We start from the raw sequence: 23,387 nt of genomic DNA on the forward strand, positions 1-23,387 counted from the left end.
GCGGTTCCTGGAGCTGCTGGCGCAGGTTCGGGAGACGGACCTCGAGGCATTCGCACACGGAGACATTCCGTTCGAGCGGCTCGTCGACGTGCTGAACGTCCCCCGTTCCACGGCCCACCAACCGCTCTTCCAGGTTGCCTTGGCGTTCAACAACATCGGTAGCTCGACTCTCGAGTTCCCCGGCCTCGAGGTCTCGGTCCTCGAGACCCCGCTGGATGTCGCGAAATTCGATCTGCAGCTCAGTGTGGGTGAGCGTTACGTCGACGGGGGAGCGGCAGGCATCGTCGCGTCGTTCAACTACGCGACCGATCTGTTCGACGAGCGGACGGTGCAGAGGTTCGCCGATCGGTTCGTCCGGATTCTCGGAGCGGTGGCGACCGAGCCGGACGTGATTCTCGGCGACATCGACATTCTCGACGCGGCCGAGAAGGCTGCCATCGCACCTGTGCGCGGTCCCCGGTCGCTCGAACCGCGGACCCTGCCCGAACTGTTGCGTTCGGGCGTGGACCTCGCACCGGATTCGGTGGCGCTGTCCTTCGAGGGCCGTGAGCTCACCTACCGCGAACTCGACGAGCAGTCGAACCGGCTGGCGCGCGTGCTGATCGATCGGGGAGTGGGGCCGGAGAACTACGTAGCGCTCGCCATCACCCGTTCCGTGGAATCGATCCTGGGAATCTGGTCGATCGCGAAGGCGGGTGGCGCCTACCTGCCCGTCGACCCGAAGCTTCCGTTCGAGCGAATCAACGAGATGTTGTCCGATTCGGGTGCTGTCCTGGGTCTCACGGTCGATCGTCATCGAGACGACCTGCCGGACACGGTGTCCTGGATGGTCCTCGATGCTCCCGAGTTCGCCGACCAGACGCGTGTGGTGTCGGCGGCTCCGGTTCGCGACGCGGATCGTCGCCGTCAGCTGACCGTCGATCATCCGGCGTACCTGATCTACACGTCCGGCTCGACGGGCAAACCGAAGGGCGTCGTGGTCACCCACCGCGGTCTGGCGAACCTCACCAGCGAGGTTCGTGAGCACTACGTCGTGTCGCCGAGTTCGCGTTTCCTGCACGTGGCGTCGCCGAGCTTCGACACCTCGGTCGGTGAGATGCTCGCCGCGTTCAGTGCCGGTGCCACTCTGGTGATTTCACCCGCGGACGTGTACGGGGGCGACGAGCTCGCCGACCTGATCCGCCGTGAGCAGGTCAACAACGTCGTGATGACGCCGACCGCACTGATGACCGTCGATCCCGAGGGGCTCGACTCCGTGCGGTCCGTCGTGGTCGGCGGCGACACGTGCACACCGGAACTGGTTGCCCGATGGGCGCCCGGCCGCGAGATGCGCAACGCCTACGGGCCGACCGAGACCACGGTGATCGTCACGATCACCGAACCGATGGTGGCCGGGGAACGGGTGACGATCGGTAAGCCGTTGCGCGGTGTCGAATCACTCATCCTGGACTCCCGCCTGCGTCCGGTGCCCGAAGGCGTTCCCGGTGAGCTCTACATCTGTGGACCGTCGGTGACCCGCGGATACCACAACCGTCCGTCGGTCACGTCGGAGCGGTTCGTGGCCAACCCGTTCGGCGAGCCCGGCTCGCGCATGTACCGCACCGGAGACGTGGTGCGGTGGGCGGACGACCACCGCGTGGAGTACGTCGGCCGGTCCGACTTCCAGGTGAAGGTTCGCGGGTTCCGCGTCGAGCTCGGTGAGATCGACGCCGCACTGGCAGCCCAGCCGGACATCGAGTTCGCCGTGACCGTGGGCCGTGAGAACCCCGCGGGCCTGACGACCCTCGTGTCCTACGTCCTGCCGGTCGATGGTGCGGCGGTGGATCCGGAATCGCTGAAGACGGTTGTCGGCGAGACTCTTCCGCCGTACATGGTGCCGTCGGTGGTGATCCTGCTCGACGAGATCCCGTTGACCGGAATCGGCAAGCTGGACCGCGCGCGCCTGCCCGAGCCGGAGTTCGTCTCCTCGAGTGCGGAGTTCCGCGCACCGTCGACACCGGCCGAGGAGACCGTCGCCACAATCTTCTGCGAGGTCCTCGGTCTGTCCGCGGTGAGCGTGGACGACAGTTTCTTCGACCTCGGCGGCAACTCGCTCAGCGCCACTCGCGTCGTGTCCCGGGTGGGGCAGGCATTCGGGCTCCGGGTGGGCGTCCGGGAGTTGTTCGAGGCGCCGACCGTGGCCTCGCTCGCCGTCCGCATCTCGGCGACTGCCACCAGCGACGAGGTTCGACCCGTCCTCGGGCCACGGAAGCGACCGGATCACATTCCCCTCTCCCTCGCGCAGTCGCGAATGTGGTTCATCAACCGCTTCGATCCCGAGTCGGCGGCCTACAACATCCCGTTGGCGGTCCGGTTGACGGGCGCCCTCGACGTGGAGGCGCTGCGGGCCGCGGTGTTCGACGTGCTCGAACGGCACGAATCACTGCGGACCACCTACCCGGATTCCGCGGACGGACCCCATCAGGTCATCCTCCCCGCCGAGCAGGTACCGGTCGATCTCGCGCCGGTTGCCGTGACGGGCGACGAACTACGCTCCCGCCTGGTGGAGATGGCCACCGCGGGATTCGATGTGACCGCCGACGTGCCCCCGATCCGGATGCGGTTGTTCGAGACTGCCCCACAGGACTACGTGCTCGCGCTCATCGTGCACCACGTGTCCACCGACGGCGAGTCGACGGCACCGTTCGTCCGCGACGTCATGGTGGCGTACGCGTCCCGTGCAGCGGGACGGGAGCCGGGCTTCGGTCCGCTTCCCGTGCAGTACGCCGACTATGCGATCTGGCAACGCGAACTGCTGGGCAGCGAAGACGATCCGCAGAGTCTCATCTCGGGACAGCTCGACTTCTGGAAGAAGGCGCTGGCCGGTGTGCCGGACCTTCTCGAGCTTCCGCTCGACCGCCCGCGTCCGCCCGTGCAGTCGCTGCGCGGAGCGAGGGTCGATTTCACGATCGACGCGGCGCTGCACCGAGGCCTGGCGGCGCTCGCCCGAGGGCACAACGCCAGTGTGTTCATGGCCGTCCACGCGGCATTCGCGGTGCTCCTGAGCAGGCTGTCGGGCACCGAGGACATCTCGGTCGGAACGCCGATCGCCGGCCGCGGTGAGCGTGAACTCGACGACGTCGTCGGCATGTTCGTCAACACCCTCGCCCTGCGCGTGCAGGTGGACGACGGGCAGAGTTTCGACGAGATCCTCGACCGTGCACGTGAAGCGGACCTCGAGGCGTTCTCGCACGCCGACGTGCCGTTCGAGCGGCTGGTCGAGGTGCTCAATCCGGCACGATCGATGGCCCATCACCCGATCTTCCAGGTGGGCTACTCGTTCCAGAACACGACGAAGTCCGACCTGCAGCTACCCGACCTGACCGTCGCACCGCTCGACATGGAAGGCGACACAGCTCAGTTCGACCTGCACCTCGTCCTCGGGGACAGCCCCGAGGGCGAGGAGATGTCCGGTGTGTTCACCTACGCCACCGACCTGTTCGACGCGGTGACCGTGCAGGGCTTCGCGGATCGGTTCCTGCGGGTGCTCTCGGCTGCCGTCGCGTCACCGCAGGTCGCTGTCGGCGATCTGCCGTTGATCGGGGACGACGAGCGCGCCCAGGTGGTGTCGGGCTGGAACGACACGGCACGGGCACTGCCCGAGACGACACTCGCCGATATGTTCACCGCCGCGGCCGTCAGGGATCCGGACGCCACCGCGGTCGTGTTCGAGGACGAGTCGCTGACCTATGGCGAATTCGCTGCACGGGTCTACCGGCTCGCTCGCCACCTCATCGATCTGGGTGTGGGACCGGAAACCGTCGTGGGCCTTGCCCTTCCGCGGTCGGTGGAACTGCTGGTCGGCATGTATGCCATTGCGCAGGCCGGCGGCGTGTACCTGCCGATCGATCCGGATCATCCCGTCGAGCGGACCGCGTACGTGCTCGGCAGCGCGCAACCCGTGTGTGTGCTGACTCTCCGGAGCGTCGTCGCGTCGCTGCCGACGGGTGTCGATGTCGTCGTCCTCGACGAGCTCGACCTCACCGGGGCGGCGGACACGTCGATCACCGATGCCGATCGCCGGGCACCGTTGCGGTCGACCCATGCGGCCTATGTGATCTACACGTCCGGCTCGACCGGCCGGCCCAAGGGCGTCACCATCACGCACGGTGCCATCGCGAACCAATTGCGATGGAAGCAGGACGAGTACCCCCTGACCGCCGACGATGCGGTGTTGCTGAAAACGGCGGCCACCTTCGACCTCTCCGTGTGGGAGTTCTGGTGGGCGCTGACCTCGGGGGCACGGCTCGTCGTCGCCAAGCCGGACGGTCACCGAGATCCGTCGTACCTCGCCGGACTCGTTGCCGAGCAGCAGGTCACGAACGTGCACTTCGTTCCGTCGCTGCTCGCGGCTTTCGTATCGGTGGCGGAGTCTGCCCAGCTCGCGTCGTTGCGACGGGTTCTCTGCATCGGTGAGGCTCTCCCGGCCGACACCGTGCAGCGCCTGCGGGACGTCAGCGGTGCCGAAATCTTCAACCTGTACGGCCCGACCGAAGCGGCGGTCAGCGTCACGTACTACCGGTGCGGCGTCGAACGGGGCGGTTCCGTCCCGATCGGGCGGCCCGAGTGGAACACGCAGACGTACGTTCTCGACACCCGGCTGCACCCCGTGCCTGCCGGCGTGACAGGTGAGCTCTATCTGGCGGGTGACCAGCTGGCTCGCGGCTACTTCGGCCGCCACGACCTCACCGCGGAACGGTTCGTGGCCAACCCCTTCGGGCCTTCGGGCGCCCGGATGTACCGGACCGGTGACCTGGTGCGGTGGAATCGGGACGGCAACCTCGACTATGTGGGCCGCTCCGACTTCCAGGTGAAGGTCCGTGGATTCCGCATCGAGCTCGGCGAGATCGAGCGTGCGCTTCTCGCGCACCCCGCGGTGGCTCAGGCAGTCGTCGTCGTGCACAGCGATCGCCACACCGGTGACCGGCTGGTCGGTTACGTCGTGCCGGAGTCCGGAGATGCACTCGACATCGCGGACGTGCTCGGATCCGTGGGCCGCTCGGTGCCGGGATACATGGTTCCGGCGGCACTCGTGACGCTCGACCGGTTGCCCCTCAACATCAACGGCAAGATCGACCGCAAGGCGCTGCCCGAGCCCGAGTTCGCAGGGGTTTCGGACCAGTACAAGGCGCCGCGGACCCCGGTCGAGGAGATCGTCGCGGGAGTGTTCGCGGACGTGCTCGGCCACGAGCGTGTCAGTGTCGATTCCAGCTTCTTCGACCTGGGTGGCAACTCGCTCGTGGCCACCCGTGTGGTGGCCCGGGTGAACGCCGCACTCGATTCCTCGATCGGTGTGCGTGAGCTTTTCGAGGCGCCCAGCGTGATCGCCCTGTCCGCACGGGTCGAGCAATCCGATTCGGCGGGGGTCGGCCGGCCCGCGCTGGTCCCGCAACCGCGTCCGGCGCGGATCCCGTTGTCCCCGGCGCAGTCTCGGATGTGGTTCATCAACCAGTTCGACACCGCATCGGCGGCCTACAACATCCCACTCGCCATTCGGTTGACCGGCGAACTCGACGTCCGGGCGCTCGAACAGGCCCTCGGGGACGTCGTCGAACGGCACGAGACCCTGCGCACCCGCTACCCGGACACGGGAGAGGGTCCCGGGCAGGTCGTCGTGTCCCGTGCCGAGGCGTTCACGGAACTCGAAGTCGAGAGCGTCGCCGACGAGGACGGTCTGCGGAACCACGTGATCGCCCTCGTCACCGCCGGATTCGATGTCGCGAAGGCAGTACCCGTCCGGGCCCGCCTCCTGCGGCTCGACTCCGCGCATCACGTGCTGGTGATCGTCGTCCACCACATCTCCGCGGACGGTGCCTCGACGGCGCCGCTGGCGCGTGACGTCGTGGTCGCCTACAGCGCCCGGACCGCCGGATCGGAACCCAACTGGGCCCCGCTCGACGTCCAGTACGCCGATTTCGCGTTGTGGCAGCATGAACTGCTCGGCGACGAGAACGCCCCGGATTCGTTGGCCGCGAAGCAGATCGACTACTGGCGCGAGACCCTGGCCGGGTTGCCGGACGTGCTACCGCTGCCGACGGACCGACCCCGGCCCCCGGCCCAGTCGATGCGCGGCGCCAACTTCGAGTTCGAGATCGATGCGGAACTCCGTCGACGCCTCGGCGTGCTCGCCCGCGAGCACAATGCGTCGCTGTTCATGGTGGCGCACGCCGCGTTGTCAGTCCTGTTGGCCCGGCTCAGCGCCACGCAGGACATCGCCATCGGCACCGCGATAGAAGGACGCGGTGAGGCAGCGCTCGACGACCTCGTCGGCATGTTCGTCAATACCCTGGTGCTGCGCTCGCAGGTGGATGTCGACGACCGATTCGCCGACCTGCTCGCGCAGGTCCGCCAGCACGACCTCGGCGCGTTCACGCACACCGATGTGCCGTTCGAGCGTCTGGTGGAGATTCTGCAGCCGGAGCGGTCGACCGCCTTCTCGCCGCTGTTCCAGGTTGCGCTGGCGTTCCAGAACATCGAGCAGGCCCACCTCGAACTTCCGGGGCTGACCGTCGAGGGTCTCGACGGGGGAGTCAGCGCGGCCAAGTTCGACCTCCAGCTGACCCTCGCGGACGCTGCCGGAGAACCCACGGACACCGGTGGCTCCGCGCCGATGCGCGCAGTGTTCACCTATGCCACCGACCTGTTCGACGAACGCACCATCGCCGCGTTCGCGTTCCGGTTCCGCCGCATCCTCGAGGCGATCACCCGCGACGCCTCGGTGGTCATCGGTGACATCGACGTCCTGAACAGCGACGAGCAGCGGGTCCTCGCGCCCGTGCGCGGTGCAGCATCGGTTCCGCCGCAGACGTTGGCCCGCATCCTCGCCGCCGCGGCGGAGGCAGACCCCGAGGCCGTGGCGGTCGTGTGCGGGGACCAGCAGGTCACGTACCGCGAACTCGACGAGCGCTCGAACCGTCTGGCCCGGGTACTGATCGGCCGCGGAATCGGTTCGGACGATTTCGTGGCTCTCGCACTCACCCGATCGGTGGAGTCGATCCTCTCGATCTGGGCGGTCGCGAAGACGGGTGCCGCCTTCGTGCCCGTCGACCCGAGCTACCCGTACGACCGCATTCTGCACATGGTCACCGATTCCCGCGTGGAGATCGGTCTGACCACGGCGGCGCACAGCACCGACCTGCCGGACACGGTGCGGTGGCTCGTCCTGGGCGACGAAGACATGGACAGTGCATGCGCCCACGTCTCGTCCGAGGCCGTCACCGACGACACACGAATCCGTCCCACGCGGGTGGACGACGCCGCATATGTCATCTACACCTCGGGCTCGACCGGTCTGCCGAAGGGCGTCGTCGTCACCCACACCGGGCTGGCGAACGTCACGCGGGAACAGGTCGAACGGCTGGGGCTCACGCCGCAGTCGAGGGTCCTGCACTTCGCGTCGCCGAGCTTCGACGCGTCCGTGTTCGAATTGCTTCTGGCCGTTGCCGCCTCGTCGACGATGGTCATCGCCTCCGGAGTCGTGTACGGCGGCGAGGAATTGGCTCGACTGCTCAGGGAGCAGGAGGTCAGCCACGCCTTCATCACCCCGGCGGCGCTGACGACGGTGGATCCCGCCGGCCTGGATGGCATCGAGGTTCTGTCGGTGGCCGGTGAAGCCTGCCCGCCCGAGCTGATGCAGAGGTGGGCGCCCGGCCGGCGCATGTACAACCTGTACGGCCCCTCCGAAGCGACGATCTGGAGCACGTCGAGCTCCCCGATGAGGGCCGATCGGCCCGTCACCATCGGCGGTCCGACGCGCGGTGTCGACGTGGTCGTGCTCGACTCCCGGCTCAGCCCCGTCCCGGTCGGTGTCGCGGGTGAGCTCTACGTGGCGGGGCCGAGCGTGGCACGCGGCTACCACAATCGATTCGCCCTCACTGCAGAGCGTTTCGTCGCCAACCCGTTCGGTGGTCCGGGGGAGCGGCTGTACCGCACGGGCGACGTCGTCCGCTGGGTCTACGCCGACGAAGAAGGATCGGAAGGACAGGGCGAGCTCGTCCTCGACTACGTCGGTCGATCCGATTTCCAGGTGAAGGTCCGCGGATTCCGTATCGAGCTCGGCGAGATCGATGCCGAACTAGGAAGGCATCCGAGCGTGGACTTCGCGGTCACTCTCGGCCATCATCGCGAGCAGACGGGTCAGACCGTCCTCGTCTCCTACGTGATGCCTGCCCCGGGCGCGTCGATCGACGTCGCCGAGTTGTCCGCGTTCGTGTCCGAGACGCTGCCGGGCTACATGGTGCCCTCGTCGATCATGCCGATCGACTCGGTGCCGCTGACACCCGCAGGAAAGTTGGACCGCAAGGCACTACCGGAACCCCGGTTCGTATCGGTCGCCACCGAGTTCCGCGCGCCGTCGACGCCGATGGAGAAGGCCATCGCCGACGTCTTCGCACAGGTCCTCGGTGTGGAGAGGGTCAGCGTCGACGATTCGTTCTTCGCCCTCGGTGGCGACAGCATCGTGTCGATCCAGCTGACCACGCGGGCCAAGAACGCCGGTGTCCTGTTCTCGGCGCGAGACGTGTTCGAGCGCAAGACTGTTGCCGAACTCGCCGACGTCGCCGCCTGGGCCACCGACGTCGAGTCGGTGACCCTCGAGGAACTGCCCGGCGGCGGAGTCGGTTCGATACCCCTCACGCCGATCGCGCACTGGCTGACCGACAGCGCGGGCCGATTCGACAGGTTCTCGCAGGCGGTTCTGCTGACCACGCCCGCAGGCGTGACCCGGGAGCAGTTGGTGGAGACCGTGGACGCGATCCTGAGTCACCACGACATCCTCCGATCCCGGTTGACCCGCTCGGGGAACGAGTGGGTGTTCGACACACTGCCCGTCGGCGAGGCTCTCGGCGCCGATGAGCTGTTCGAACGCGTCGAGTTCACCGACAAGCCGGGGACCGAGGCATTCGAGCGGCTGGGGCGTGCGGCACTCGACCGCGCCGCGAGCCGACTCGATCCCGCATCGGGGCGGATGACGGAATTCGTCTGGTTCGCGCCCGCCGAGTCGCTGCCCGGACAGAGCGGACGACTGCTGGTCCTGGCGCACCACCTCGTCGTCGACGGTGTGTCGTGGCGAGTGTTGTTGCCCGACTTCGCCACCGCGGGATCACAGATCGCGCGGGGCGAGAAGCCGCAGCTCGAGCCGGTCGGCTCGTCGGTGCGGGCGTGGGCGCACGGGTTGGTGGAGGAAGCGAAGTCTCCGCACCGCGTGGCCGAACTCGACTTCTGGCGGACCATGCTCGACGGCACCGATCCGCTGCTGGGCAAGCGGGCGTTCGACCCGGAGCGGGATGTGATCGCCCGGACGCACAGTCTGAGCATGACCTTCTCCACACCGGTGACGCAGGCGTTGCTGACCTCGATCCCGCAGTCCGTGAACGGTGGCGTCAACGACGGCCTTCTCGCGGCGCTCGCGCTCGCTGTCGCGCAGTGGCGCCGGAACAAGACCGGAGTCGACGACGCCCCGGGCGACCAGTCGGTGCTCATCAACCTCGAGGGCCACGGCCGTGAAGAATCCGTTGTCCCGGGTGCCGACCTGTCGCGGACCGTGGGCTGGTTCACCAGCCTGTTCCCCGTTCGCCTCGATGTTTCCCGTGCCGACCTGGCCGAGGCGTTCGACGGTGGACGATCTGCGGGTGCGGCTCTGAAGGCCGTGAAGGAACAGCTGCTCGCGGTCCCGGACCGCGGGATGGGCTTCGGCTTGCTGCGCTACCTGAACGAGGAGACCGCCCCGGCGCTGGCAGCGTTGCCGACGCCGCAGATCGGTTTCAACTATCTCGGTCGCGCGGGTTCGGTCGACCTCCCGGAGGAGATCCGGGACCTCGGCTGGGTCCCCGACAGCGACTCGGGCGAGTTCGGCGGCGCAATGGACGACGAGATGGTCGCGCCTGCTGTGCTCAGCATCAACGCCGTCACCTCCGAATCGGCATCGGGTCCCCAACTCGAGGCGAAGATCGCGTTCGCGGAGGAGATCCTCGACGAATCCGACGTCTGGGAGCTGGCCGAACTCTGGCACGCGGCGGCGGCTGCGTTGGCAGAGCACGCGTCACGGCCCGACGGCGGCGGCCTGACCCCGTCGGACGTCCCGCTCGTCACCGTGACCCAGCACGATCTCGAGATCCTGGAACGGCGCTACCCGGAGGCCTCCGACGTGTGGCCGCTGGCACCGCTGCAGTCCGGCATGTTCTTCCACTCGGTCCTCGCCGAGGACGCCGTCGACGTCTACACCGCACAGGTGGTGCTCGGCCTCGCAGGCACCGTCGATGCCGCCCGACTGCGGGCTGCCGCCGAGGCGCTCATCGCGCGTCACGCGAACCTGCGTACTGCCTTCGTCACCGACGATGCCGGGGAAGCGGTACAGGTGGTCGTCGATTCCGTGGAACTGCCCTGGGAAGAGATCGACCTGTCCGGACTGTCCGTGGCGGCACGTGAAGAACGGATGAGCACCCTTCTGGGTGAGCACCGCTCGGCTCGCTTCGACATGGCGCGACCCCCGTTGATGCGATTCCTGCTGATTCGCACGGGGCCGGATACCTGCAGCTTCTCCATCAGCAACCACCACATCCTGCTCGACGGATGGTCGATGCCGTTGCTGATGAAGGACTTGTTGGTGTTGTACGCCACCCGGGGAGACGGCTCGGTGTTGCCGCGGGTACGTGGCTACCGGGATTTCCTCAGCTGGCTGTCCGCGCGTGACACGCACGCCTCACGCACGGCGTGGGCGCACGCACTTGCCGGGCTGGACGGTCCCACCGTGCTCGCCCCCGCACCCAGCGGACCGGTACGCCCCGAGCCCGCCGAGTTCGCGGTACGCCTCGGCGCGGCGGTCAGCGAGAACCTGGCGCGCGTCGCCCGGGATCGTGGCCTGACGATGAACACCATCGTCCAGGCAGCGTGGGGTCTGCTCCTGTCCCGGATGACGGCGTCCGACGACGTCGTCTTCGGTGCCACGGTGTCGGGTCGTCCGCCGGAGGTCAACGGCATCGAATCGATGGTGGGTCTGTTCATCAACACGATCCCGATCCGCGTGCGCATCGATCCCCGCGAGTCGCTCCTCGGGCTTCTCGAGCGTCTACAGGCCGAACAGTCGGCTTTGCTCGAGCATCACCACATCGGGCTGCCCGAGATCCAGCAAATCGCCGGAATCGGCGGACTGTTCGACACGTTGACGGTGTTCGAGTCGTACCCGATCGATCGGGCCGGTCTCACCGAGTCCAGCGACATCGACGGGTTGCGGGTCACCGGCGCGCAGATCAGCGACGCCTCGCATTACCCGCTGAGCCTCCTGGCGCAGTCGGACGCCGAGGTCCAGCTGGTACTGAAGTACCTCCCGGACGTGTTCGGGGCAGACACTGTCGAGCGGATCGGGGCACGCCTGGACCGCATTCTGCACACCATCGCTGCCGGCGGTGCCACGCTGGTCGGCGATCTCGACCTGCTGGCGGCGGAGGAACGCGACCTCGTACTGTCCCGGTGGAACGACACCGCGCACGCCGTCTCCGCCCAGTCCGTGACCTCGATGTTCCGTGCTCAGGTGGCGCGCACCCCGGATGCGACCGCCGTGGTCGCCGGACTGGATCGACTGAGCTACGCGCAGTTCGACGCGCGGGTGAACCGGCTGGCCCGTCACCTGATCGCGCTGGGCGTGGGACCGGACTCGGTGGTCGGTATCGCGATGCGACGCTCCCTCGACATGGTGATCAGCCTGTACGCCGTGCACGCGGCGGGTGGTGCATACGTGCCGATCGACCCGGAGCATCCGGCCGACCGGACCACCTACGTGGTGGACAGCGCTGCCCCGACGTGTGTGCTGAGCGTTGCCGACGACATCGCCAATCTCGACGTCGACGTCCCCGTGTATCTGGTGGAGGACTTCGACCTCTCCGGCTACGCCGACACTGCAGTCGAGGATGCCGAGCGGCTCGGTGAACTCCACCCGGAGAACCTGGCGTACGCGCTGTACACGTCCGGTTCGACGGGACGCCCCAAGGGTGTGGCGATTCCGCATTCGGCGCTGGCCAACCAGCTCGAGTGGATGCGGGACGAGTACGGCATCGGTGCCGAGGACGTGGTCCTGCAGAAGACTCCCTTCACGTTCGACGCCTCGGTGTGGGAGCTGTTCTTGCCGTTGGTGGTCGGCGGCACCCTCGTCGTCGCCTCCCCGGACGGTCACCGCGACCCCGAGTACATGGCGAAGACGGTGGGCGCGGAGTCGGTGACCGTGGTCCAGTTCGTTCCGTCGGTCCTGACGATGTTCCTCGACGCGGCCACGGCCGACCTGTGCGGTTCGCTGCGGCTGGTCTTCGCCGGCGGTGAACCACTTCCGCAGTCGGCGGCGGATCGGCTCGCACGGATCGGTTCCGCCGAGCTGGTCAACCTGTACGGACCGACCGAGGTCACAATCAACTCGGCGGCTCAGGTCGTGGACCGTTCGCACACCGGGACCATCGCGCCGATCGGTGTCCCGGTCTGGAACACCCGGGCCTACGTGCTCGACGCGCACTTGACGCCGTCGCCGATCGGTGTCCCCGGTGAGCTGTACCTCGACGGGGCCCAGCTGGCGCGCGGATACATCAACAGCGCCGCGCTCAGCGCCGAACGATTCGTCGCCGACCCCTTCGGCGCCGACGGTTCACGGATGTACCGCACCGGTGACCTCGTGCGGTGGAACGAGAGCGGTGAACTGGAGTTCGTCGGACGTACCGACTTCCAGGTGAAGGTCCGCGGCCTGCGTATCGAACTCGGTGAGGTGGAGGAGGCGTTCGTGCGCCACACAGAGGTGGCGCAGGCGGCTGTGATCGTGCGGGACAGCGAGGTCGGCGCCCGGCTCGTGGCGTACGTCGTCCCGAAGCCGGGTTCGGCTGTCGACACGGCTGCGCTCACGGGGTTCGTCGCAGAATCGTTGCCTGACTACATGCTGCCGGACGCCGTGATGGTTCTGGCCGAACTGCCGCTGGGTACCAGCGGCAAGCTCGACAGGCGTGCCCTACCGGTGCCCGACTTCGCCTCGGCGGCCCAGTTCCGGGCGCCGCGCACCGACAGCGAACGCGCGCTGGCGTCGATCTTCGCGGAACTGCTCGGGCGGGACCGCGTGGGTGTCGACGACTCGTTCTTCGAGCTCGGTGGCGACAGCATCGTCTCCATTCAGCTGGTAGCGCGGGCACGGTCGGCCGGTATCCACTTCACAGCACGCGATGTGTTCGAACGGCGCACCGTCGCCGAGCTGGCGGCGGTCGCCGATTCGGGGGAGTCCGCGGCCGCGGCGTTGCAGGAATACGAGGGTGGCGGTGTCGGCACGGTGCCGCTCACTCCGGTCGCCCGGAAGATGGTCGAGCGCGGCGGGAATTTCGACCGCTTCGTGATGCCGCTGATGGTGACGCTTCCTGCCGGCATCGGACGTGACCAGCTGATCGCGACACTCTCGGCGGTGGTGGACAAGCACGACGCTCTCCGCGCCACGCTGGTGTCGGAGTCGTCGGAGCCTGCCCTCGAGATCGCACCCGCCGGCCGCGTCGACCTCGACGGTGCCGTGGAGCGTGTCGCCGTCACCGCCGAACCCGGTTCCCCGGAGTTCGACGAGGTGGCGAGTGCCGCCTTCGCGCAGGCGCTAGACCGGCTCGACCCCCGAACAGGTTCGATGCTCCAGTTCGTGTGGTTCGACCCGGCCGATCCGAGCCGGGCGGGCCGACTGCTGGTGGTGCCCCATCACCTCGTGATCGACTCGGTCTCGTGGCGCATTCTGGTCCCGGACCTTGCAACGGCCGGTGCCCAGATCGCAGCGGGGCAGACGCCGTCGCTGGAGCCGGTGGGAACGTCCCTGCGGCGGTGGACCGACGGCCTCCTCGAGGCAGCCGCGAGTCCGGAGCGGGTGGCCGAACTGGCCGTGTGGGAGCGGATGCTCACCGGCCCGGACCCCGTGCTGGGGTCGCGGGAACTGGATCTTCGGTCCGACCTCGTCAGCACTCTCGAGCGCACCCGGGTCGATGTGCCGGCCCCCGTCACCGAGGCCTTGCTCGGGACGGCTCCCGGCGCACTCGACGCGGAAATCGGTGACGTGCTCGCCGCGGCCCTCGCACTCGCGGTGGCCGCCTGGCGGCAGGGCCGTGGGATCGACGAGCCGTCGGCGGTAGTCACTCTCGAGGGCCACGGACGCGAAGAATCAGTGGTTCCCGGTGCAGATTTGTCCCGTACGGTCGGCTGGTTCACCACGATGTACCCGGCTCGACTCGATCTCGCAGGGGTCGATATCGGCGAGGCGATCGAGGGTGGCCCGAGTGCGGCAGCCGCGGTCCAGGCGGTACGGAATCAGCTCGGTGCGGTACCTGACAAGGGGATCGGCTACGGGTTGCTGCGTTACCTGAATCCGGAGACCGCCGCGGTCATGAGCAACTGGCCGGAACCACAGATCGTGTTCAACTACATCGGCCGCGTCAATGCTGCGGAAATTCCCGAGGCGGCGCAGGGCCTGGACTGGCTGCCCGATTTCGAGACCTCGGTGACGGGTGGACAGGTGAACAGTGAGATGCCGGCCCAAGCGGTGCTCGACATCCAGTCGGTGATCACCGATACCGCGGATGGTCGGCAGTTGACGGCGTTCATGTCGTTCCCCCCCGGGATTCTGACGGCCTCCGAGGTGGACGACTTCGGGCAGTGCTGGGTGGCGGCACTGACCGGTTTGGTGGCACAGGCGCGGTCCCGAGCCGGACGCTGAGGCATCATCCGGGCGGTGGGAGAGCTCGTCTCTTCCGCCGCCAGGACGGGCCGGAGCCGACTCAGTATATTTTCGCCTCGATAAATACCTCGAGTTCACTGGATCGGCGCATAACCCGCCGTCGGTACCGTGCCGGGTGAATTACTCGATAACTTCAGGTGGCGAGCGTCTTCGCGACAGACCGAGAGTATTCTGAACAATTGTCCAATTAATGGCCTCGGTGCGCGGATATTCGGAACCTTTGCTATTACTGAGGCATGTCGATTTCAACTCTCTCCGTGGTTATCCCGGCGTACAACGAGGAAGCGGCAATCCAGGAGTGTCTGGACAGGATATTCGAGCAGATCGATCACATCGACGAGGTCATCGTGGTCGACAACAACTCGACCGACGCGACGGCAGCGATAGTTGCTGCTGCGCAGCACCGGGAACCCAAGGTGCGGCTCGTCAAGGAAGTGGCACAGGGCTGTGCGCCCGCGCGTAGCACGGGAATGAATTCCGCGACGGGAGATATCGTAGCGAGAATTGATGTCGACACGAAAATTAATGAGGATTGGGCCGCGAATATCAAATCGTTCTTTTCCCGGCACAGCGACAGATATGCCGCGGCGACCGGTACCTGCACCTGCTATGACCTTCCGTTTCAGGGGCTGTTCGCGTCCTTGCAGCGAAAGATGAATGCGAAGAATGAGGCGAAACTCGAACGGGGTGAGTCGATCGCCGCGCCCGGACTTTTCGGTTCGAACATGGCGATTCTCAAGACGGCGTGGGAGGAGATCAAGTCCGCGTTACACGACGGCGAGGACGTCCACGAAGACACGGATCTGTCGTTGACCCTGCAGAGCGAGGGATTGTCCTGTGCGATGGTGCCGGGGATGGAAGCGAGCATCTCCGGTCGTCGGTATCTGTCTCCGGTGGGCAGTTACTGGCGTTACGTGCTGCGCGGTCCTCGCACGCTGACGCTGCACGGCAAGCGCCTGTCGGCGGCTCTCGGGACGTTCGCTGTCGCCGCGACCGCGATGCCGTTCTATCTCCTCATGTGGGTGCCGTTCCGTGCGTGGGATCCCGAGCGGGAGTCGTTCTCGCTGGGCCGCCTTTTCGCCGGCGCCGAACGGCGACCGCAGCCTCGCGCGCACGTATGAGGTGCTATGCCCAGTCGAACGACATCTCGCCCGCGACGCCAAGGTGCTTGCACAGTTTGTGAATACCGCCGAAGTCCTGCACCAGAGCAGAACGCCCTGTGTCGTGTTCGGCGTCGTCGATCATCGTCTGGCCGTTGTGGAGGTCGATGACCTCGACGATGGTGCGCCACGTCGAGTAGTCGTTGCTGCTGAAGGCGGTCATCGCATCGACGAGCCCGTCCAGGAGGTGCCGCCGGTCGTCGGGCCCCAGCGTGTCGTAGACGACACCCGCGATCTCGTCGGCGATGGAGGCGTGGCAGTACTCGTCGCGATTGTGTAGTCGCACCGTGGCCCGGTTGACCGGCTGGATCGCCTCGTTCTCGGAGATGAGGTCCAGGTAGGAGCTGATGGAGATCTCGGCGACCGTCATGAAGGCGAAGGTGGTGATCGCCCGCTTCCGGGGGTCGGCGGCGTCAGCGGTGGCGGCACGCTGGCGGCGCAGTGTCAGCACGTCCGGCAAGGCGTTGTTCGGCATGGCCCAGCCGCGGCGCCTGCGCGTCACCGCGCTCGCATTCAGATGCATCAGCGTGTGGTACTGCTCGTCGACCATGGCCTCGTGTACCGCTACCGCGAACGTGTCGCCGATACCGGTGTCGAGGGCGTCGTGGGCGACGAGATCGAAGCCCGGATTCACGACGTACTGCTCGATGTCCATCACGTTCTTGTTGAACGCGATCCAGCCCCACGCGCGGAGTCTGTTCTGCTGATCCTCAGGTGCGTGGCGGAAACTGTCGTGGTCGGCGAAAGGCAGCAGTTCGTCGGGGTAGTCCCGCTTGTCGAGGTCGAACAGGGCGTCGAGATCAGGTTCCGGCTTCTTCACTGTCGCCCGCTGCCCCCAATTGCGTGCGAGCCGGGCAACCACGGCGCTTTCGACCGGGTCGTTCGGGTCGTGCTCCGGCAGGGCGTGGGCGTTGTCGATCGTCATGAGGATTCTCCGTTCCCGTCCCAGAACCGGGGCGCGGTGTGCTGGAGGTCGGCGAAGAGTTCGGCGCACAGGCGGGCGAGGGGCTCGCGCCGGTCACCGAGTGTCGAGATCGACCGGGACATGAGGTCGGCGAAGTCCTGGTCGGTGCCGTTCTCGACGGTGTGGTCGACAGCGCGCATCGCGTCGGTGAGCGCGCGTCGGGCCTGCGCGGCGAACGGATTGCCGACCTGAATGTCCCGGTACACCTCGGGTACCCCACCCCCCACCCGTGCGAGAAGGGCGAGGGACATCAAGTGCGGTGGGGTTGCCATCGCCGTCAGCTCGGCGCCGTCGGCCCCCAGTTCGCCCAGCGCCAGTCCGAATGCGAGCACACCGGCGTGGGTGAGTGCCTGGGTGAGCGCGGTCAGCCGATCATGGCGCTCGGCGTCCAGATGGACGACCGACGCACCCCACCCGGACAGCGACGTCAGGAACCAGCCGAGGTCACCGCGGTCCTGATACATCACCGCCGCGATCGGCCTGCCCTGCGGCGACAATGCGGGGGCGAACATCGGGTTGATTCCGAGGGCACTGTTGGGCAGCGGGTTCGCCCGCAGAGCGGCATCGAATCGGCACTTCACCGACAGGGTGTCGACCAGCAGGGCATGCTCGGCCAGCGACTCGGACAGGAACGCCAGTGCGTTCAACGCCACGGTTTCCGGTACCGCCAGCACCACCGCGTCAGCCGACTGCACCAGTGCGCGCACTTCGGGTGACGGATCAGTGATGTCGCCCTGCACGGAGTCGGCGTCGGCCACATCCGGAACGTCGATGTCAACGGTCCGGACGCGCATGCCGTCGCCGCGGAGCCGACCGGTCAGCATTCGGCCGACATCACCGCGGCCGCCGATCAGTGCGACGGTCCGGGATGATGTCGCCGGAATGGTCATGGTCCTATTTCGTTCGGGGTGTCCGCGGTGACGGATAATGCCCGCACCATGGTGGCGGCCTTGACCATGGCCTCGTCGAATTCTTCCTCCGGATCGGACAGTGCCGTGATGGCGCCGCCGATCCCGAAGGTCACTTCGCTGTCGGTAGCGACGATCGTGCGAATGACGATCGACAGGTCGGCGGTGCCGGTCAGCGAGAAGTAGCCGATCGCTCCCGAGTAGACACCGCGCGGTCCCGACTCGAGCCGGTCGATGATCTCCATCGTCCGGATCTTCGGCGCGCCCGTCATGGAACCGCCGGGGAAGGCGGCGCGGACGCACTGGACGACCGAGGCGTCGGCACTGAGCGTCCCACGCACCGTGGACACCAGCTGGTGGACCGCTGCATACGTTTCCACGTCGAAGAGCTTGGGAACGTGCACCGACCCCGGCACACACACCCTCGCCAGATCGTTGCGCGTGAGATCCACGATCATCAGGTTCTCGGCGCGGTCCTTCTCGCTGTCGAGCAGGTCCTGACGCAGGGCCGCATCCTTGGCCGGGGTCGCCCCACGCGGACGCGTTCCCTTGATCGGTTTGGACTCCACCACGCGGTCCGGGCCGATCCGAAGGAAGCGTTCGGGCGACGCGCTGAGAACGGACAGGCCCGCGAACTGGAGGTACGCACTGTACGGAGTGGGGCTGATGGTGCGAAGCAGCTCGAAGGTGTGCAGTGGATCGATCGTCTGATCGACGGTCGCCATGTTGGTCAGGCACACCTCGTACGACTCGCCCGTCCGAATCTCGGCGAGCGAGGACGCGATGTGCTCGAGATACCGGTCGTGGTCGTGACGCAGTGCCAGCTCCGTCGATTCGGGTTTCCTGATAGGAGGCACTGCCGACGCCGGGTGGTCAGGCTCCGCGAGCCGCCGTAGCGCCGCCTCCATCTCGTCGAGCCAACGGCGCATCTCGGGATCGTCCTGGTGATCACTGAGACACAGCGCATACGTGCGTTCGTTGGAATGATCGATGACCACGGCTCGGTCGGCGAACACGAGTGCAGCGTCGGGGGTGGGCGATCGGTGGGCGGCGGCGCCACCCGTCTGGGCCTTCAGTTCGTAGCCCAGATAGCCGACGTAGCCCAGCCCGAACGGCACTCCGGGGAGTCCGGGAACCGACCTGGCCGCCAGTTGGCGTTCCAGGTAGTCGAAGAACGGGGCGTGGACCTGTTCCACGGGTAGCCCCTCGCGCATGATCCGCACGATCGATTCACCGACGTCGTAGGTGATGTACTCGGCGCGGGGCCCGGAGCAGTTGCCCATGATGGTGAAGCGAGAAGTCGGTTCCGATGCCGACGTGCCGTCGAGCCAGAATGCGTTCGGCCCCGTGGCGAACAGATCCTCGAAGGTGGTGCGCGGGTCGACCTCGTGGTCGATGCGGACCTGCGAGATGACGTACGGCGCGTGCGGGACGGGGATCTTCAGCATCGACCCGGGAGTCGGTGTACCCGAGTGCGTCGGGGTGAGGTCGCGGAAGTTTGCGAGCAGTTCGTGTCCGAACGCCGTACTGATCGACTCGGGGTGGAACTGGACGCCCCACAGGGGCCGGCTCCGGTGACGCACGCCCATCAGGAGACCGTCGGTAGTCCAGGCCGTCGCCTCGAGGTCGTCGGGCAGATCCCGTGCGATCAACGAGTGGTAACGCACCGTGGGGAACGGCGACGGGATGCCCTCGAAGAGTTCGCTGCCGTGGTGTTCGACGAGCGATACGCGTCCGTGCATCGGCTCCGGCGCCAGGACGACCTGTCCGCCGAACAACTGGCACAGTCCCTGGTGACCAAGGCACACCCCTAAGACGGGCAGTCCGGTCTCGGCGATGACCCGGGCGCTGATGCCGAAATCACGGGGGCGTTCGGGGCGTCCTGGGCCGGGGGAGATGACGATGTTGTCGAACTCGGACCACGGCACGGAGTCCCATTCGACGTCGTTGTGCACGACGGTCGGGGGCTCGCCGTTCACCTCCGCGAGCAAGGTGAAGAGGTTGTAGGTGAAGGAGTCGTAGTTGTCGACGAGCAGCGTCCGCGTACTCATGACGATTCGACATTCGTCGAGGGATGGGGGCGGTGGTGGCCGTTGTGGCCACTGTCACCGGGACCGCTCGCGCCCGTCTCGCCGTTGATGACCAACTCCTCGAGCCTGCACGTCTCGGCGATCAGCAGGTCGTAGAGCGCGTCGAAGAAGGCGGGGGACAGGGAGTGGCTGTCCGCGTAGCGGCGAGCGCGTTCGTGCACCAGGCCGATCCGGTGCGGTTGCATCATCGCGATGTCGGAGCGTCGCTTGAGTTCACCGATACGTCGGCACACTTCGAGTCGCCGGCCTACGGCGTCGAGCAGCGTGGCGTCGACGGCGTCGAGTTCGGCGCGCAGATCCTCGAGTGCCTGGTGCGCCGAGGCGTCAGGGGCCTTTCCGGAATCATCGCTCTTCCCCTCTTCTACGGAGAAATACATAGTCGCCCCAGTCACTCGATCGGCAGTAGCTTTCTCATCCCGACTATCGTGTGTCAGTGGTGGTTCGTTTCTCCGCGCCTCCCGGACTGCCGAGACGGCGAAATGTCGGGTTGCGGATGCGAACCGGTGGTGATCACCCCCATAGTCTCAATCACGGATTGAGACTTTGATGGACTTTTGGGTAACGTAACCAGAAGTCTATTTTCGGCCTATCCAGGATATGAGGCATATGCGTATTTCGTCGGCCACCCAGGCCCTCATGTTAGTGCTCGCGGGCATCTTTATGCTCGGTGCGGCACCTGCAGCGGCGGACCCTGCGGCGACTGAGCCCGAGCCCGTCGCAGATCCTGCGGTGCTGCCCGGGGCGAACGACTGGAACTGCAAGCCCTCGCCCGAGCACCCCCGCCCGGTCGTGCTCGTGCACGGCACGTGGGTCAGCATGGCGGCCACCTGGAAGGACCTCGCGCCGGCTCTCGCGGCCGAGGGGTACTGCGTCTTCGCCCTCAACTACGGGCAGGTCGCGGGTCTCACCGAAGGCAATTTGCTGCGCATGTTCGGCGGTGCCGACATCGCCGAGTCGGCTCGGCAACTCGCGGTATTCGTCGATCGGGTCCGTTCCACGACGGGTGCCCCTCAGGTCGACATCGTCGGGCACTCGCTCGGTGGCACGCTCTCCCGGCAGTACCTCCGTTTCGAAGGTGGCGCCGATCGCAACAATCCCGCCCTGAACAAGGTGCATTCGCTCGTCACGCTGGGTGCTACCAATCACGGCACCAGTTTCGGGGACGTGCAGATGCTCGGTGCCGTCGCCCAGGCCCTGGGTGTGCCCGTGACGACGCTCGCCGGCGTGGCCGTCGGGCCCTCGTACATCCAGCAGATGGTCGGTTCGCCGTTCCTCCAGGTCCTCAATGCCGCGGGCGACACGGACCCGGGTATCGAGTACACAGTGGTCGCGAGTCGCCGGGACACGGTCTCGACTCCGCCGGAGAACACGTTCCTCACCGCCGGACCGGGTGCGACCGTGCACAACGTGTGGCTTCAGGACGGGTGTGAGTCGAACGCTGCCGAGCACAACGAGCTGACGACCGATCCGCGCGCGCTCTACATCATTCAGCGGGCTCTCGACCCCACGTACGCCGACCGGAACCCGGCCCCGTGTGAGGCGGGCTGAAACGTGCCCTGAGGGCGGCACCTGGTCGGGACGGACTCAGTCCCAGATGCCGATCTCGTCGAGGTGGGCGACCAATCGCTGGGCACCGTCCATGAAGTGTGCCTTGTTCTCGGCCCCCACCACGTCGGCCTTCTTCTCCGCCATCGCCGCGATCAGACGGCGATGACTCGCGACCGCCGACTCGCCCCAGTCGGGGTCTGAGGAGTAGAAGTGCGCCGGCGTGTAGCGAGTGGCGCTGAGAAGGAACCACGACAGCTTGTTCGCGTTCGCCAGGTGGTTGATGACCCGGTGGAACTTGAACTCGAGATCCTCGATGCGGGCGGCGTCGTTGTCCTCCACCGCCCGCTCGAGCTTGTCGTTGATGTCGGTCAATTCCTCGATGGCCTCGGGGGTAGCTGCCCGGGTGGCCCGCACCGCGAGTTCCTCGCCTATCTGACTCTGGAGCCAGAAGAGGTCGTTGATGTCTTCGCGACTGAGTGGGGCGACCACGTAGCCGCGGTGGGGGACGAGTTCGACGAGCCCTTCACCGCGCAGAGTCAGGAGGGCTTCGCGTACCGGCGTGACGCTGACTCCCAACTCCGCGGCAGTGTCGTCCAGACGGATGAAGTCACCCGGACGAACGCCCCCGGACATGATCAGGTTCCGCACGTGCACGGCGACGTCGTCGGACAGCTGCGGTCGACGGCGCAGGGCCGCTGAGCTTCGTGACACGGAGGGCAACGTCATGGGTAACTCCTTAGATGCGGCAACCAGCATAAACCGCGAGCGGTGCTTACAAGCCGTAGGTCTTACCGATAATGTCGCGCTGAATTTCGTTGGTGCCGCCGTAGATGCTGGAGACGAGGGCCGAGCGAACGTGCTTCTCCATGTCGAACTCGGTGGCGTAGCCGTAACCGCCCATCATCTGCATGCCTTCGAGCGCCACCTTCTTGGCAGTCTCGGTGACCTTCAACTTGGCCATCGACGCTTCGCGGGCCAGCATCTTGTCCGGGTGGGCGTCGGCCTCCTTGGCGACGCTGTAGACGAGAAGCTTGCAGCACTCGATCTCGGTGGCGAGATCGGCGATGCGGTGACGTAGTACCTGGAACGTTCCGACCGGCCTCCCGAACTGCTTACGCTGGGTGATGAACTCGAGGGTGTCGTTGAACGCCCGCTGCGCCGTACCGAGCATCATGGCCGCGAGGATCAGGCGTTCGAAGTTCAAGCCGGTCATCAACTGCCGCCAGCCGTTGCCGACCTCGCCGACCACGGCATCCGCGGGAAGCGCGCAATCGGTGAAGTAGAGGTCGTTCACCTCCTTGCCGCCCATGGTGCCGATGCCTCTGATCGTCAGCCCTTCCGTCCCGGCGGGCACGTGGAACATCGTCAGCCCTTCGTGCTTTCCCTCCCCGGCAGAACTTCCCGCGCTGCGCTTGACCGGTTGCCCCGTGCGAGCCACGAGCAGGATGTTGTCGGCAAAGTGCGCGTTGGAACACCATGTCTTCTGCCCGTTGATCACCCAGCCGTCGGCGGTCTTCTCCGCGCGGGTGCTGAGATTTCCGACGTCCGACCCGGCCTCCGGTTCGGACATCGAGATCGACTGCGAGCGGCCGGCCACGATGCCGCGCAGGACGACGTCCTTCTGGGCCTCGGTACCGAACTTGGCGTACGCGCCACCGGTGATCCACGTCGGCCCGATGCCACCGATCGGGGCCATTCCCTTGGCGGCCTCTTCCAGAAGGATGCACATGTCGACGAGGCCGGCGCCCGAGCCGCCGTATTCCTCCGGAACCGTGATTCCGAGCCAGCCGAGCTTGGCCATCTTCTCGTAGACGTCTTGGTTGTGGTTGTGCTCACCGTGGTTCGTCAGCTTGTCCCGCAGTTCGCGGGTGCCGGTCTCGCGCCTGCAGAAATCGGCGATCGCCGCGGCGAAGTCTTTCTGTTCACTGGTGAATTCGACGCTCATGCGCGAAG

Annotated in this window: 9 protein-coding genes (1 of these 9 only partly in view); 3 read left to right on the forward strand and 6 right to left on the reverse strand. The window is 66.7% G+C overall.

Going from position 1 to position 23,387, the window contains the following annotated elements; all coding sequences use genetic code 11:
- On the forward strand, positions 1-14,743 hold the end of the coding sequence (locus JQT59_RS17480; protein ID WP_249354508.1) for a non-ribosomal peptide synthase/polyketide synthase. It extends 19,034 nt beyond the left edge of the window; only the last 14,743 of its 33,777 coding nucleotides appear in the window; the start codon falls outside the window, past its left edge; its stop codon occupies positions 14,741-14,743.
- Positions 14,744-15,000: 257 nt separating this feature from the next.
- Entirely contained in the window at positions 15,001-15,885 is an 885-nt protein-coding gene (locus JQT59_RS17485) for a glycosyltransferase family 2 protein (protein WP_213577145.1), read from the forward strand.
- 4 nt (positions 15,886-15,889) lie between these two features.
- Here JQT59_RS17485 and JQT59_RS17490 read toward each other — a convergent pair whose 3' ends face one another.
- Genes JQT59_RS17490 through JQT59_RS17505 form a run of 4 tightly spaced genes read right to left on the reverse strand, consistent with a single transcriptional unit; the run spans position 15,890 to position 20,263 of the window.
- Complete coding sequence (locus tag JQT59_RS17490) at positions 15,890-16,849, reverse strand: AurF N-oxygenase family protein (protein ID WP_213577146.1); 960 nt, start codon at positions 16,847-16,849, stop codon at positions 15,890-15,892.
- Positions 16,846-17,778 (reverse strand): prephenate dehydrogenase, encoded by a 933-nt coding sequence (locus JQT59_RS17495; protein ID WP_213577147.1) that lies wholly within the window; start codon positions 17,776-17,778, stop codon positions 16,846-16,848. The genes JQT59_RS17490 and JQT59_RS17495 overlap by 4 nt, the downstream gene beginning before the upstream one ends.
- Positions 17,775-19,847: an aminodeoxychorismate synthase component I gene (gene pabB / locus JQT59_RS17500; protein WP_213577148.1), complete on the reverse strand. Its 2,073-nt coding sequence runs from the start codon at positions 19,845-19,847 to the stop codon at positions 17,775-17,777. Before pabB ends, JQT59_RS17495 begins: the two co-directional genes overlap by 4 nt.
- On the reverse strand, positions 19,844-20,263 hold the full coding sequence (locus JQT59_RS17505) for a chorismate mutase family protein (protein WP_213577824.1): 420 nt from the start codon (positions 20,261-20,263) through the stop codon (positions 19,844-19,846). Before JQT59_RS17505 ends, pabB begins: the two co-directional genes overlap by 4 nt.
- A 229-nt stretch (positions 20,264-20,492) precedes the next feature.
- Here JQT59_RS17505 and JQT59_RS17510 point away from each other — a divergent pair, with 229 nt between their 5' ends.
- Entirely contained in the window at positions 20,493-21,434 is a 942-nt protein-coding gene (locus JQT59_RS17510; protein WP_213577149.1) for an esterase/lipase family protein, read from the forward strand.
- A 36-nt stretch (positions 21,435-21,470) separates the two neighbouring features.
- On the opposite strand, the gene JQT59_RS17515 is transcribed toward JQT59_RS17510, so the two are convergent.
- Positions 21,471-22,160, reverse strand: a complete 690-nt coding sequence (locus JQT59_RS17515) for a GntR family transcriptional regulator (RefSeq protein ID WP_213577150.1) — start codon at positions 22,158-22,160, stop codon at positions 21,471-21,473.
- Positions 22,161-22,206: 46 nt separating this feature from the next.
- Positions 22,207-23,379 carry an acyl-CoA dehydrogenase family protein gene (locus JQT59_RS17520; RefSeq protein ID WP_213577151.1) on the reverse strand — a complete coding sequence of 391 codons (1,173 nt, stop codon included), beginning with the start codon at positions 23,377-23,379 and terminating at the stop codon, positions 22,207-22,209.
- Positions 23,380-23,387 lie beyond the last annotated feature (8 nt).

It is taken from the genome of Rhodococcus sp. USK13 (genome assembly GCF_018343855.1).
Classification (GTDB): domain Bacteria; phylum Actinomycetota; class Actinomycetes; order Mycobacteriales; family Mycobacteriaceae; genus Rhodococcus_F; species Rhodococcus_F oxybenzonivorans.

Coding starts and splice junctions, on each gene's coding strand:
- JQT59_RS17485 (WP_213577145.1), top strand. CDS start 15,001: ATGTCGATTTCAACTCTCTCCGTGGTTATCCCGGCGTACAACGAGGAA.
- JQT59_RS17490 (WP_213577146.1), bottom strand. CDS start 16,849: ATGACGATCGACAACGCCCACGCCCTGCCGGAGCACGACCCGAACGAC.
- JQT59_RS17495 (WP_213577147.1), bottom strand. CDS start 17,778: ATGACCATTCCGGCGACATCATCCCGGACCGTCGCACTGATCGGCGGC.
- pabB (WP_213577148.1), bottom strand. CDS start 19,847: ATGAGTACGCGGACGCTGCTCGTCGACAACTACGACTCCTTCACCTAC.
- JQT59_RS17505 (WP_213577824.1), bottom strand. CDS start 20,263: ATGTATTTCTCCGTAGAAGAGGGGAAGAGCGATGATTCCGGAAAGGCC.
- JQT59_RS17510 (WP_213577149.1), top strand. CDS start 20,493: ATGCGTATTTCGTCGGCCACCCAGGCCCTCATGTTAGTGCTCGCGGGC.
- JQT59_RS17515 (WP_213577150.1), bottom strand. CDS start 22,160: ATGACGTTGCCCTCCGTGTCACGAAGCTCAGCGGCCCTGCGCCGTCGA.
- JQT59_RS17520 (WP_213577151.1), bottom strand. CDS start 23,379: ATGAGCGTCGAATTCACCAGTGAACAGAAAGACTTCGCCGCGGCGATC.